This window comes from Streptomyces sp. NPDC050759 (assembly GCF_044456945.1).
Classification (GTDB): domain Bacteria; phylum Actinomycetota; class Actinomycetes; order Streptomycetales; family Streptomycetaceae; genus Streptomyces.
In genome coordinates this window covers 1,147,686-1,160,723 of the sequence record NZ_JBITGI010000001.1, presented here as the reverse complement: position 1 = coordinate 1,160,723, position 13,038 = coordinate 1,147,686, and the positions used below count along the sequence as shown (strand labels likewise).

Here is a 13,038-nt window from a genome sequence, read left to right as displayed (position 1 = left end):
CGGGACCATTTGCGTACCGCCAGGCCTGCCGGGCGGCGATGGTTCCGGCGTGTCGCCGGAACCTGTCGGCTGTTCCCTTCGGCCTTCATGACCGCACTGATGTCGATCAACACGGATCGCGTCCACCTCACTTCACCGGAGATGACATGCGCAAGCTCCGCACGGCTGCCGTCCTCGTCGCCGCATTCGGGAGCATCGGCCTCCTGGGTGTCGGCACCGCCCACGCCGACCAGGATGGGCACAGGGGCAAGGGCGACACTTTCGATATCATGCAGACCAGCAACTGCTCGTCGCACGACCTGAACCTTGACATCCTCGGCGAGGTCGGCCTCGCCAACGGCCTGGGCGGCAACCTCCTGAACGGCACGGGCAACCCGGGCGCCCAGCAGACGTCCATGGGCTCGAGCATGGGCTGCGGCAACACGGTCGGCAAGTAAGACCCAGTCTTTCCCCGGTGCCCCGAATCGCTGACGGGGTGCCGGGGATTTTCGTTTCGTCGGGAGACCTTCCGCAAAAACCGAAATGCCGGGCCGGGAATCATCCCGGCCCGGCATTCGCTGTAATGCTCAGAACTCGATGTGCGGCTTCTTGAACTGCTTGGACTTCTTGTACTCCTTGGGCAGGGGGGCGTTGTTGGAGCACTCCACGACCGGCCCGACGCTCGTGGACCCGCCCTCGAGCATCTGGTCCTGCCAGTCCACCACATGCGGCTGGTCCGACGTCGAGCAGTCCTGCGCCTGGTCGACGATATGCGTGTCGTCCTTGTCGACCTGGGTCTCACTCTTGCGAATACAGATGGTGTCACCCTGCGCGGTGGTCGCGCAGTTGCCGTCGTCCGCGTAGGCGTGCGGGGCGCCGAGGCAGATCGCGGCGAGACCCGCGACGAGCCCCGAGACGGCGGCGATCTTCTGCGGAGTGAACATGTGCGGTATTCCTTTACGACGGAGGCCCGAGCGCACGTGCCATTGACCGGTGTGCGCTCGAGCCCGGGAGGGTCGAAACAGAGCATTCTGCGTCCGGACGCGCTGTCGGCAGCGTCCGACGGCAAGACGGCCGCAGCCCGGACGCGTGCTCTGATCGAGCGGCGCGTCCGGGCTGCATTCGCCATGGGGATTCACTCAGCACACCGTTGAACCCGCTGAAGCGGTGCGGGACCGAGACGTTGAGTTCGTGCAATGTGCGTCAGGCTTCCCAAGAAGGGGGATCCGTTGTGGCGCTGTGCGGATGGGCTTGCGGCGCGTTCTTACTCTTCGCCGTGCTGCTCCTCGGGGTGCTCCTCCGGCTGGGCCTCGGGCTGCTGCTCCTCCGGCTGAGCCTCCGCCGGCTGAGCCTCGGGCTGCTGCTCCGGCTGAGCCTCCGGCTGGGCTTCCGGCTGGCCCTCGGGCTGGGCCTGCGGCAGGGTGTAGTAGTCGCCCCCGAAGGCGACTGCGTTGGCCGACGAGTTGGCCACGGCGCTGATCGGCGGAGGTGCTTCGCCGTTGTCGCCGGCGAAACCGACGCCGGCACCGAGGGTGGACAGCCCCGCAATCGCTGCCGCTACGACTGCAGCACGCTGAAACATACGCATGGTTGACCCTTTCTCACCCGGGCAGGACCGCCCGGCTTGGCTACTCAATGTGAGCTTATACACACACTGCGTAGCTATCGAGGATCTGCGTTCCCCATGTCGCGTCGTCGGTTTGTGGGGCTCAGCCCAGCAGGCCGGTCTCCTCCGGTGCCGTGTCGGTCGCGTCGGGTGCTGTCCGTACCGGGGCGGCACAGGTCACTTGGGTACCCAGCCGCGCCCTGCCATTGCCCAGGGCTGCGGGCAACGTCAAGGGCTGCGTCTGCGTACAGGTCTCATAGTGGGGGATGACGCCGTCTTCGGGAATCACACCCTCGATCTGCTGGCTGCAGCTGAAGCCGCCCAGGAGGTCGCGAGTGCAGGCCCCCGGGCCCGCCGCGGCATGCGCCTGGGTGATGCCGGCGCAGGTCATGAGGATGCCCCCGGTCAACACCGAAAGGGCCGCGATCTTCCTTCTGTTGAACATCTGATGCGTTGTCCTTTGTGGGGGTGGCCTGCCGAGTTCAGCCTGCGAAGGCGGTGTTGAACTGGCCGCAGGTGGTGTCCATGGTGGTCGCGAGGCCGAGCACGCCGACCGGGACGTTGTTCTCGGACACCGTCTGCGGACTGCATTCCTGGTAGGGGCGGTAGAGGTTGTTCACCTGCAGCCCCCCGTCGGAGGTGTCGGCGGCGGCGGTGCCGGCGCCGACGGCGGACAGACCGCCGGCCGCCACTGCTGCTGCGATCACGACCTGCTGAATCTTGCGCATGGAACACCTCGTTCGTCGCTCGTACGTCACAGCTGATTGCCTAGCGTGACTGACCGAATACTAGCAGTAGTCACTGGAGGCTCCGCACGCAACAGGCGTGTTCCTGAGGGGGATACGCCCCGCACCATCACCGGGTTGACGCCAACTGCCCGCCCGCGAAACGGGTTGCCGACGGCGGACGGGTCAACGCGGTTGAAGCAGAAGCAAGTCAGGTCAGGTGAACACCGGCTCCGCGACCCGCAAGCGACCTTGCGCGGGCACGGAGACGATCACATCCCGCAGTCCTTCGGCGTACCGACGCACGTTCTTGTGGGCGATCTCGGTGTCCGGGTAGCGACAGGCGAACCACAGGCCCTCGTGCAGCCGGTTGACCCAGGCGCACACCTGGTCGCCGTACGACACCCGGATCAGCCCGTACGCCCTCTGCTCCGCCCAGCGGGCCGAGCCGGGAATGAGGCGGGCATCCACGTAGGAGACCATCGAGTACATGTCGGGTGACGTCGGACGGAAGTCCGTGCCGAGCAGGCGCAGTACACGGGCCAGCGGAATGCGCGCCAGCGACCGGTTGGCCCGCAACTCGGCGCGGACCGCGACGAGCGCTCCCTCGAAGTCCCGGGCCGCGGGCACCTCGATCGGGGCGCCGCCGACATACCAGCCCACGGAATCCGACCACGCCGACTTCAGCCGGGTGTGGAACGGCACGACCGTCCGGTAGACCGGCTGTCCGCCGAGTTGGTGGACGATGAGACTGGTCGCCGCCAGGATGCCCACCAGACTGCCGCCGTAGGGACGGCAGTACTCCTCGAACGCGGCGGCGGCGTTCGCGTCGACGAGCGGTTCGCACAGCAGCTTCTGGGCGGGCAGAACCCCACCGGGCCGCACACCGAGGTCGACGGGGAATTCCGGGAGCCTTCCGTCGCACCGGCTCACGAACTCCCGCCAGCGCGCGACGATCGCGTGGGTGTCGTCGATCCCGTCCGCGTTCGCCCGCTCCTGCTCGCAGAAGTCGACGTAACTCCCCACAGGCGTACCGACGACGGGCTCTCCCGTGACGGAGGCCATGTACAACTCGCTGATCTCCTCCGGGATGCGCTGCAGGGAGTAGGCGTCGACATTGGTGTGGTCGAAGGCCATGTACACACTGACGGAGTCCTCGTGAACGACCGCCGCGTACATGAGATTCGGCCAACCCAGCGCGTCCGCCGCGATGTCGAACCGGCCCTGGAGGTAACTGACCAGCGCCTCCGGCTCGGTGAAGTCACCGACCACCTCACGTTGCAGTGACACGTCCCTCGCGTCGAGCGTGAAGCGCTGCATGTCGTCCCCGGCCCACCTGAATCCGCTGCGCAGCGTCTCGTGCCGCAGCGTCCAGTCCCGCAGAGCCCCTTCCAGCGCGCCGAGGTCCACACGGCCCGGCAGGTCGAAGGCCGCCCCGAGCCACGTCGGCACGAACAGACCGTCCTCACGCACCGATCGCGCCGTCCTGACGTGCGACTCCTGGATGTACGCCGGCGGCCGCGGATCCGGTGGCAGCACCGCCGCAGCCGCGACGGTTGCCGCACTGACCGTCCACTCGACGAGCTGTCCCGGCCGGGCCTCGCAGCGCTGAATGTCAGAAATTCGCACGGTGGTGTCTCCTTCGCCAGAAGACACCAGCTTGATCAAGAGGCCGCCGTGTGGCAGCGGTGGCCGCCGTGTCGCCGTCATTTCAGCAACACGTGTGACACCTCGAACGACGAAGCGATCCCTGGGAGACACCAGGACGAGGCGGCCTAGTTGAGCACGAGTGTCGCACAACCCGTTTGCCGCGCAAGCGGGTTGGCGACCTTGCATCCGGTCGAGGGCGCACAAAGGGCGGGGCCACCGATCAGTTCGGTGGCCCCGCCCTCCCGTCGATGTCAGTCCTCGCCGTTCTGGGACAGAACCGACACGTCCTCCAGCAGGTGCGCCAGCGCGCCGTCGCGCTTGACGTTCGAGGAGTTCTCGGTGCACTGCTGCTGCATGTGGTCGGACAGGATCGGAACGTCCTGGATCGCGCCACCGATGGCCCCGTCGACCGAGGCCGGAATGTCGTTCACGGCGAGGCACGGCTTGTTGAAGGAGCCCTGGATGAGAGCGATCTGCGGGCTCATCTTCCCGTACGTGGTCGAGTTGCCGAAGGCCTGCCATCCCGCGTTGCCGTTCGTGACGGAGGGCCCATGGTCGTTCCCGACCGCCAGGGCCTGCGGTGCCGCGGCAGCGGAGGCGCCCAAGGCGGAAGCGGCGACAGCCGCAGTGGCAACAAACTTCTTGATCACTGGCCAACCCTTTCTGAGGAAACGTCTGCGCGGGAGCGCTCTGGCTCAACTGCATTGGCCCAGCATGGTTTCTCCCGTTCACTCCGTCGGCCCATACCGAGGACACCCGGCGAGCCTTGTCGGCCCTGGTGATGAGATGTCCGGCATTTCATGCGGGCCAACCGGGTGAATCCCCGCAACCAAATCGGGAGGGTCCGGTTGATGAGGCCGTAGGACATGCGTCGCTACGACGAAAGGAAAGCGAAGTGCTCAAGAAGGCAATGGTCGCCGCGGCGGCTGCCGCTTCTGTGATTGGCATGTCTGTGGCGGCCGCGCCCCAGGCGCTTGCCATGGGCGACGACAAGGGGCCGAGCGTGGCCAACGGCAACGGGGCCTCGTCGAAATTCGGCAACTCGGTGACCAAGGGCGACATGAGCCCGCAGCTCTCGCTGGTGCAGGGCTCGCTCAACAAGCCCTGCCTGGGCATCCAGGACACCGACGTCGCGGTCGACGGGTTCGTCGGCGGCACCATCCAGGACATCCCGGTTCTCTCGGACCACCTGCAGCAGCAGTGCACGGAGAACTCCTCGAACGTCAAGCGGGACGGCGCGCTCTCGCACGTCCTGGAGGACGTGGCGCTCCTGTCGTCGAACAGCGAGAAGTGAACCGCCCCGCAGGGTGAGGGCGTCGGCGGCTGTGTAGCTCTTTCGGCGGTACGGCGGCGGTATTGTGCGGCCCATCCGAGTGAATTTCGGAGTGTCGCACATTGATTTTCCCTTCTTCGGTCAATTTCTCGTGTGCAGGCTGCTGGTCATGGTGCGAGCCGTACGGCTGTGCTCGCGCGGTTTCGGCCGTCAATGAGGCATGACCGCAGAGAAGGGAAAGTTCATGAAGAAGACCGCTGCTGTCGTTGCGGGCGTGATCATGGCTCTGGGTGCGGCCACTCCGGCCTTCGCTGACGCGGAGGCCCAGGGTGTCGCCGCCGGTTCCGGAGGATTCCTGTCCGGCAACGTGATCCAGGTCCCCATTCACGCGGCCATCAATGTGTGTGGCAACTCCGTGAACGTTTTCGGGGCCTTGAACCCGGCGTTCGGCAACGTGTGCGTGAACAGCTGACGTCGTTCCGCACCAGCCGTACGGCTGCGTCATGGCCGGCCTTGGACATCTTTGTCGGTTCCAGGGCCGGCTTTACCCTTTCTTCAAGCAGGAAGACGATCAAGAGTGCGACAGGCGTCGTCCGGCAATGACGTGCAGGTCCGGTCGAACACGCCTCCCCCCGCCGGCAGCGACCACGTCATCCTGTACCGGCGAAGCCGAGCAGCGTGCCGTTGATGACACGTGGGGGTGCCGGCCGGGCGCGCCCGGCATCCTTCCCGTGGACGCCGAGCCACCCGGCCAGGCGCCAGGTCAGGGCCGCACGGCGGGCGCCGCCCCGCGCTGTCCCCGGCCGCTGGGTGCCGGGATGGTTCCGCCGGGTGTCCCCGTGCGCAGGTGACGCCGCACTCCGCCGACGAGCGTGCTCGCCGTGAAGGTCGCCCCGTGCACGAAGCGCATGGCCGGGCCGAAGCCGGACGCCGTCACCAGACCCGCGAGGAACAGCCCTGGACAAGAGGACTCGAAGTTCCGCCCGACCTGCGGCGCGCCGTCGGCCACCGTCGCCAGCGAGCCGCGCAGTTCGTCGGAGAGCAGCCGCAGCCGCTCTCCCGTCGCCCTGAAGCCCGTGGCGGCGATGACATGCTCGGTCTCGAGGGAGCGCAGGGTCCGCCCCGACCCCGACGATGCCGATCCGCCCCCGCCGCTCACCACATCCAGCCGCACCCCGCCGTGCACCGGACGGGCCGCCGCCACCTCGTGACCGAGCTGCACCTCGACGACCGGCTCGATCCGGTCCCGCAGCCACCAGGCTCCGGCCGGCCCCAGCGCCGAGGCGCAGATCCGCGTCCGACTCGCCTCGGGAAGCCGGTGGAAGAGGCCGGGGCGTTCGGAGTAGAACCAGTTGCGCCAGCCGGGGCCGAGGCCGCTGTGAGGGGCGCGCGCCCGCTGCCACCAGGGGCGTTGCCAGGGCGGCGGCACGTCGTTCCACTGCAGCTGGTCGGCGCGCGCCAGGACTCGTACGCGTGTGCCCTGCTCGGCGAGGAGGGCCGCCGTCTCCAGGGCCGCCTGGCCGCCGCCGATGACGGTGACGTCCCGGTCGCGGAAGCGGACGAGGTCGTCGTGATGGCTGCTGTGCGACACCAGGGAGGCGGGCAGCCCGCGCAGTGCGGCCGGCAGCTCCACGAAGGGCATCACACCGACCGCGAGTGCGACCGTGCGGGCGTGCAGGGTCTCGCCGTCCTCCGTGACTGCCTCGAAGCCGCCCGGGCAGGCGGCGATCCGTGTGACCGTGCGCTCGTCCACCTCCGGTACCGCGTGACGGGCGAACCACTGGCCGTACGCGGCGAACATCTCCACCGGGATCGGCTCCCCGTGCTCGGCTGCCACGCCCTGGCCCGCGCAGTACGCGTCCAGCCGCAGACGGCCCGCCGGGTCCGACAGGTTGGACGCCCAGGGCTCCGACTTGAGGAACATCCCGCGCGGCATGTGGTCACGCCACGAGGCCATGGGGCGGCCGAACACCCGCAGCCGCAGTCCGGCGGCCGCGGCATGGGACGCGATGGACAGACCGTACGGGCCCGCGCCCACCACCAGGAGGTCGTACATCAGCAACTGCTCACTTTCTTGTCGTCGGACAGCTCGTCGGGGAGGCCGTTCGCCAGGGCGGGGGACCGGTAGGGCGTGGCGGGGGAGGGCGGCGGCACGGACACGGTGGCTGCGACCATGCGTCCCGTTGCGTCTCCGCCCGGCCGTCGCAGTCGCTCCCGCACGCGGCGGGACACATGGCGTGCCCACAGCCCCCGCATCACCCGGCCCGGCTCCGGGTCGTCCTCCGCGTGCCAGGCCAGTTCACGTCCGTCGGGGGCGGGACGCAGCACGGTGAGCGGGGAGTAGTTCTCCACCACGAAGGCGCGCCCCGGCAGGGGCGAGCCCTCCGGCAGCGGACGGTGGGTCAGGTCCAGGTGCAGGGCCCGTACGACGTCCAGGTCCGCGCTGTCGGCGAAGAGCCGGAACTGGGCACCGGGGCGCGGGTTGAAGTCGAGGAGGTGATAGGCGCCGGTCGTGCCGCAGCGGCGGAAGTCGAGATCGAGGATGCCGCGGTAGCCCAGTGCGCCGGTGAGCCGCTCGGCGAGGGCCTGCACGTCCGGGTTCGGCCGCCAGCGCCCCACCGCGGTCAGACCCGCCGCGCGCGGCCAGGACCGTTCCTTCACACCGGGGCCGCCGCCGATCACCGCGCCCGTGCGGGCGGCGTAACCGTGGAAGAACCAGTCGCGGTCCGGGCCCGACGGCAGGAACGCCTGCAGCAGCAGCCGGCTGCCCGCCTCCTCGGTGCGCAGATACAGCTCGTGCGCCTCCTGGGGGCTGCGCACCACGACCGTGCTGCGCAGCCCGCCGGTCGTCGGCAGCAGCCAGGGGCGGCTCCACTTCGCGACCACCGGAAGGCCCAGCCGCCAGGCCGCGGCGGCGGCCTCGCCGGCACTGGCCGGGACCACCGTCTCCGGATGCGGGATGTCCGCGGCCGCGCACACCGCCGCCAGTTCGGCCTTGTCGGCCACCCGCTCGGGCAGCGCCGGGGGCTGCTGCGGCAGGAGGTAGGAGGGGGCCAGCTCCTCGCGCAGTCGGCCGACCGCGACCGCGCTCGCGTCGTCCATCGGGATCAGGACGGCGGGGCCGGCGATCCGCGCGGCCACCTGACGCAGGACGACGGCGATGTCGGCCGCGGACGCGCCGGGCCGCGGCGGGGGGTGCAACTGCCGTACGAAACGGGACGCGCGGACCGGACTTCCCGCGCAGTCGGCGACCAGGTGCACCTCCACACCCGCCCGGCCGAGTGAGCGCACGGCACCCAGTGTTCCGTGGTGAAAGGGATTGGGGTCGATCCGCAGCAGTACTGCGGGGACCCGGCTGTCGAACGGCGACACGGCATCGTCCTTCGGTTGTTTCACTCGTGCGGGCGATCGGAGCACACGAAAGCCGTAAGCACGGTGGCGGAATTCCTATTGATATGACTGAGTGTCAGGTAAGGGAAAGGCCTGAGGACGCGTCAGAGAGCGAAAGCGGAAGTCCGAGCGTGGAGAAAGGAGCAGGCATGGCCCCACAGCATCGACGGACCCGGTCCGGGCGGTTGGCCGTCGTCGCGGCGTCGGTCGTCGCGACGACGGCACTGGCGTCCGGACCAGGATTCGCCGCGGGTGCGGGGGTGGCGCGGGTCGCCGGTCCTCCCGCTCCGACACCCGCCGCCACACCGGCCCCCGTGACCCCGGTCCTGCCCGAGCGGCCGACACCGCCGCCCCTCCCGGCCCCGGCATGGCCCGGAAAGCATGCCCCCGCGTTCGGCGCCTACCTCGACTACGGCCCCAGTGGCGTGGCCCGCATGCTCGACCTCAGCCGCTGGCTGGGTGGTGCCGAACTGCGCGTCGGGCACACCTATCTGCCCGGTGACCTGTGGAGCAACATCGAGGGCGCCCCCGGCTTCCTCGACGCGTGGGCGCGCTGGCGCACCGGGCGGGACGACCGGATGTTCGTCCTCAACGTCCCCATGCTGGAGCGCAACGAGGAGCACGTCTCCGACGCCGAGGTGCGGCTGCTGCTGCGCCAGGGCGCCGCCGGCCGGTTCGACCATCACTTCCGCGCCCTGGCCGAACGGCTGGTGCGGCTGAAGGTGCCGGACACGGTGATCGTGCTCGGCTGGGAGATGAACGGCACCACGTACACCCATCGCTGCGGGCCCGACCCGCAGGCCTGGAAGACGTACTGGAACAGGATCGTCACGGCCATGCGTGCGGTGCCGGGGCAGAGGTTCCGGTTCGACTTCGCGCCGTCCCGGGGGCGGGACGCCGTGCCCTGGACGCGGTGTTATCCGGGGGACGACTCGGTCGACATCGTTGGCATGGATTCCTACGACCAGCCGTCCGGGATGACATTCGACGAACAGGTGAATGAGCCCTACGGCCTTCGGGCGCAGGTGAATTTCGCCAAGGCTCACGGAAAGCCCGTCTCCTATCCGGAATGGGGACTGTTCCGCAACGGGGACAACGCCGAGTACATGCGGCGCATGCTCGCCTGGATGAACGAGCACAAGCCGCTCTACAACACGCTGACCGACTACTGCCCGCACGGTGTGTGGCAGTGCCCGGACAACCCGAGGGCGGCAGAGATCTACCGGTCCCTCCTCTCCGGCACCATCACCGACCCCGTCACGGAGCCGGCCGAGCCGACCGACCCCGTCACGGAGCCGGCCGAGCCGACCGACCCCGTCACGGAGCCGGCCGAGCCCACCGTCCCTGCCGGCCCGACGAGCCCGCCCAACTGCTCGCCGCTGGATCTGGGCGACTGGGTCGAGTACTGGCTCGGCGGGAAGCTGTGCCTGCGCTTCGACTGGTGGTCGCGCAACCGGTAGCGCGGCCGGCCGGTGGCGGCGGGCTCCCTCAGGACCCGCCGCCACCGTCGCGCTCCTTCCGCTCCGCCCGGCCCTGCCAGTGGAGCAGCAGTTCCTTGCCCCGCCGCCGCGCGGCCACGTCGCACTCGACCGCCGCCAGCAGCGGGGCCGTGCGCCGCCGGGCCAGCAGCAGCCGCTGGTTGACGACCACCTCGGGCCGCCAGTGATGCTTGTACGGCTCGTTGCCGCGCAGCAGGCTCAGCGTGCCGTGCCCGCCGTCCCGGGTGTGCCGGCTGCACGCGTCGAGCAGCATCACCGCCACGTCCGCCCGGCGTTCCCGCAGGCACGGGTGGGCGCCGTACAGGTAGCCGCCCGCGAGCCGTCGCGACAGCAGGGTCAGGTCCACGGCCACCACGTCGTCGTCGAGGCGGAACTCGGTGACCACCGCGTCCCCCGAGCGCACCATCGGCGCGACCGAGCGCACCAGGTGCTCGCGGAACCGCGGCCGCAGATGCTCGGGCGTCACCCCTCGGCCCTCCCACTGGAGTGCGTGCAGCTCGACGAGCCGCCGCAGCGCCTTGTCCACCTCGTCCGGTGTCACGGTGTGCCGCTGGATCCCGAGCGCGGTCAGCTTGCGCAGCTTGGCGCGGACCCGCTGCTGGGCCTTGGCCGTGGGCAGGCGCGTGATCAGTTCGTCCATGGACACGGCGGGCAGTTCCAGGCACACCGAGTCGTCCACCCGGCGTCGGGGCCCGCTCCAGTGACCGTAGATCCGCTCGGCCGCCCCGCCCGGGCGGACCTCGCGCAGGTCGATCAGGGCGGTGCGAGCGGCCGCGGACAGGCCCCCGGCGAGTGCGGTGACCGCCTCCGGGCCGCGCTCGTCGTCCAGCAGGACGTCCCCGTAGTCGGAGATGGACCCGCCGAGCGGCACGAGCGAGGGCACGGGGCGGTCCACGCGCATCAGCGGCGCGGCGGCGGCCAGGTCGGCCCCGTCGCGCACCAGCACCAGCCGCAGCCGGCCGCGTCTGCCGTACGACAGCCACCAGGAGTACAGCCAGGCGTGACTCTGGAAGGGGGTGGCGGACCCGCACCGGCGGTACAGGTCCGCCCACTCCGGGGCCAGTTCGGCGAAGTCCCGCTCGGTGGTGACGAGTTCCGTCCGGTACGTCACAGCTGGCCGTGGGTGTCGGCGGCCATGGCCGGACCCGGTACGGACGCGGGGCGTTCGGACGCGTTCTGGGACCGCCTGGGCCGGGCCAGCAGCGCCAGCCCGCCGAGCAGGCCGCCCGCGCTCGCGCCCACCAGGCCGAGCAGGGTCGGGGAGGCCGAGGACGGCTCGCTGGGCTTGGTGGCCCGGGCGAACTGCTGAAGCTCGACGCGGGTGGCGTCCTTGGTGTCGTTCGCGTGCCGGGTCAGCGCGCGGGAGACGGCGTTGGCCATGTCGGCGGCGAGGTCGGGCCGGGTGGAGGTGGCCGTGATGGAGACCATCGGGGCGTCCGGCGAGGTCTGCGTCCGCACGCTCGACTTCAGCGTCGTCACCGGCACCCCGGCCCACACCTGCGCGTCCCCGAGCACCGCGAGCTGCGTGGCGACCCGGCCGTAGGCCTGCGCGAAGCCGGTCGCGGTCGCCGGGTCGGACTTCGCGGTCGGGACGGCGACGACGTAGGACGTGGCGGTGTACTCGGGCGGCTCGACGACCCCGTACACCCCGCCGAGCAGGCCGCCGACGAGGGTCCCGGCCGCGAGCAGGGACCAGGGCGGCAGGGTCCTGACGCGGGCCAGGCCGGTGGTCGGGTGGCTTGGTCCGGTGGGGTTCTCGGTCATGAGGAAGGGACTCCCTGGGGTGATTCAGACATGGAAGGGGCGGCCGTCGCGGCGGCGTAGACGTTCATCAGGCGATCGGCGCTGCGGGTGATGCTGTAGCGGTCGGCGGCCTCGGGCGCGGTGCGCGGGCCGGGGCCCATGGCCCGGGTCGCGGTGACGGCCCGCGCGAAGGCGTCGGGGCCGCCCCGGACGAGACGCGCGGCCGCCGCGGTGTGCGCGGGCAGGTCCTCGAGCGCCGGACAGGAGGAGTAGAGGACGGGCAGGCCTGACGCCAGCGCCTCCACCATCGCCAGACCGAAGGTCTCCTCCGGGCAGGGGGAGGCGAGCAGGTCCATCGCCGAGGTGAGGGAGGGCAGGTCGGGGCCGGGGGTGCCGTCGGGGACGCAGGGGCGTTCGCCGGTGAACAGCACGCGGTCCATGACCCCGGCGTCCTGAGCGGTCCGCCGCAGAGCGTGCTCGTGCGGTCCGCCGCCGGCCAGCAACAGCCAGTAATCGGCGGGGAGTCGGGCAAGTGCCCGGATCAGGACGTCGAAGCGTTTGGCGGCCGTGAGCCGGCCGATGCCGCCGATGAGATACGCCGTCTCGGGCAGGCCCAGCCGCTGCCGGGTGCGCAGGCGCCGGTCCGGGTCGAAGCGGAAGCGATCCAGGTCGACGCCGTTGGGGACGACCTCGATCCGGGGGGCCGGAACGCCCCAGCGCCTCAGCCGTTCGGCGACGGTGGGGGAGACGGCGACCGTGGTCCGGCCCAGGCGCTCGCTGGCCAGGTAGAGCCCACGGACCCCCGCCGTCAGCGGACGGCCCTCCATCTGCGAGTCACCCAGGGAGTGTTCGGTGGCGACGATCGCCCGGACGCCCGCGAGCCGCGCGGCGAGCCGGCCGTAGACGCAGGCACGGTAGAGGTGGGTGTGCACGAGGTCATAGCCGCCCGCGCGGATCAGCCGGACCAGACGGGGCAGCGCGCCCAGGTCCCGGTTGCCGGCCATCCCCAGGTGGGTCACCCGCACCCCGTCGGCGGCCAGCCCGTCGGCGACCGGGCCCGGGTTGGTGAGCGTGACGACCTCGCAGTCGACCGGCAGGTGCCGCAGCAGCAGCCGCAGTTGCTGCTCGGCACCGCCGACGCCCAGGCCGGTGATGATCTGCAGGACCCGCACG

The 13,038-nt window shown here is 70.5% G+C and carries 15 protein-coding genes; 4 read left to right on the top strand and 11 right to left on the bottom strand.

The window, feature by feature from the left end; translation table 11 throughout:
- Window positions 1-146 precede the first annotated feature (146 nt).
- A complete protein-coding gene (locus ACIBJB_RS05140) occupies window positions 147-437 on the top strand; it encodes a hypothetical protein (RefSeq protein ID WP_398926592.1) in 291 nt (96 codons plus the stop codon).
- Window positions 438-566: 129 nt separating this feature from the next.
- On the opposite strand, the gene ACIBJB_RS05135 is transcribed toward ACIBJB_RS05140, so the two are convergent.
- From ACIBJB_RS05135 to ACIBJB_RS05110, 6 genes are all read right to left on the bottom strand, one after another.
- Entirely contained in the window at window positions 567-923 is a 357-nt protein-coding gene (locus tag ACIBJB_RS05135) for a hypothetical protein (RefSeq protein WP_398926591.1), read from the bottom strand.
- Between the two features lie 320 nt (window positions 924-1,243).
- Complete coding sequence (locus ACIBJB_RS05130; protein WP_398926589.1) at window positions 1,244-1,567, bottom strand: hypothetical protein; 324 nt, start codon at window positions 1,565-1,567, stop codon at window positions 1,244-1,246.
- Between the two features lie 121 nt (window positions 1,568-1,688).
- Window positions 1,689-2,030 (bottom strand): hypothetical protein, encoded by a 342-nt coding sequence (locus ACIBJB_RS05125; protein WP_398926587.1) that lies wholly within the window; start codon window positions 2,028-2,030, stop codon window positions 1,689-1,691.
- Window positions 2,031-2,067: 37 nt separating this feature from the next.
- A complete protein-coding gene (locus ACIBJB_RS05120) occupies window positions 2,068-2,313 on the bottom strand; it encodes a hypothetical protein (protein ID WP_398926585.1) in 246 nt (81 codons plus the stop codon).
- Between the two features lie 213 nt (window positions 2,314-2,526).
- The gene (locus tag ACIBJB_RS05115) at window positions 2,527-3,939 is read right to left on the bottom strand and encodes a condensation domain-containing protein (protein WP_398926583.1); all 1,413 of its coding nucleotides are present in this window, start codon (window positions 3,937-3,939) and stop codon (window positions 2,527-2,529) included.
- 272 nt (window positions 3,940-4,211) lie between these two features.
- Window positions 4,212-4,610, bottom strand: a complete 399-nt coding sequence (locus tag ACIBJB_RS05110; protein ID WP_398926581.1) for a rodlin — start codon at window positions 4,608-4,610, stop codon at window positions 4,212-4,214.
- Window positions 4,611-4,855: 245 nt separating this feature from the next.
- Here ACIBJB_RS05110 and ACIBJB_RS05105 point away from each other — a divergent pair, with 245 nt between their 5' ends.
- The gene (locus ACIBJB_RS05105) at window positions 4,856-5,254 is read left to right on the top strand and encodes a rodlin (RefSeq protein WP_398926578.1); all 399 of its coding nucleotides are present in this window, start codon (window positions 4,856-4,858) and stop codon (window positions 5,252-5,254) included.
- Window positions 5,255-5,453: 199 nt separating this feature from the next.
- The gene (locus ACIBJB_RS05100; RefSeq protein ID WP_398926576.1) at window positions 5,454-5,705 is read left to right on the top strand and encodes a chaplin; all 252 of its coding nucleotides are present in this window, start codon (window positions 5,454-5,456) and stop codon (window positions 5,703-5,705) included.
- Between the two features lie 291 nt (window positions 5,706-5,996).
- On the opposite strand, the gene ACIBJB_RS05095 is transcribed toward ACIBJB_RS05100, so the two are convergent.
- Window positions 5,997-7,289: an FAD-dependent oxidoreductase gene (locus ACIBJB_RS05095; RefSeq protein ID WP_398926858.1), complete on the bottom strand. Its 1,293-nt coding sequence runs from the start codon at window positions 7,287-7,289 to the stop codon at window positions 5,997-5,999.
- Complete coding sequence (locus ACIBJB_RS05090) at window positions 7,289-8,605, bottom strand: ATP-grasp domain-containing protein (RefSeq protein ID WP_398926574.1); 1,317 nt, start codon at window positions 8,603-8,605, stop codon at window positions 7,289-7,291. Before ACIBJB_RS05090 ends, ACIBJB_RS05095 begins: the two co-directional genes overlap by 1 nt.
- Before the next feature lie 167 nt (window positions 8,606-8,772).
- Between ACIBJB_RS05090 and ACIBJB_RS05085 the strand changes: the two genes are divergently transcribed.
- Window positions 8,773-10,083, top strand: coding sequence for a glycosyl hydrolase (locus tag ACIBJB_RS05085; RefSeq protein ID WP_398926572.1), 1,311 nt, complete (start codon window positions 8,773-8,775; stop codon window positions 10,081-10,083).
- Window positions 10,084-10,111: 28 nt separating this feature from the next.
- Here ACIBJB_RS05085 and ACIBJB_RS05080 read toward each other — a convergent pair whose 3' ends face one another.
- From ACIBJB_RS05080 to ACIBJB_RS05070, 3 genes are read right to left on the bottom strand one after another with little or no spacing between them, the layout of a single operon-like run.
- The gene (locus ACIBJB_RS05080; RefSeq protein ID WP_398926570.1) at window positions 10,112-11,233 is read right to left on the bottom strand and encodes a GNAT family N-acetyltransferase; all 1,122 of its coding nucleotides are present in this window, start codon (window positions 11,231-11,233) and stop codon (window positions 10,112-10,114) included.
- Window positions 11,230-11,886, bottom strand: a complete 657-nt coding sequence (locus tag ACIBJB_RS05075; protein ID WP_398926568.1) for a lipopolysaccharide biosynthesis protein — start codon at window positions 11,884-11,886, stop codon at window positions 11,230-11,232. Before ACIBJB_RS05075 ends, ACIBJB_RS05080 begins: the two co-directional genes overlap by 4 nt.
- Window positions 11,883-13,037, bottom strand: a complete 1,155-nt coding sequence (locus ACIBJB_RS05070; protein WP_398926566.1) for a glycosyltransferase — start codon at window positions 13,035-13,037, stop codon at window positions 11,883-11,885. The genes ACIBJB_RS05075 and ACIBJB_RS05070 overlap by 4 nt, the downstream gene beginning before the upstream one ends.
- Window position 13,038 lies beyond the last annotated feature (1 nt).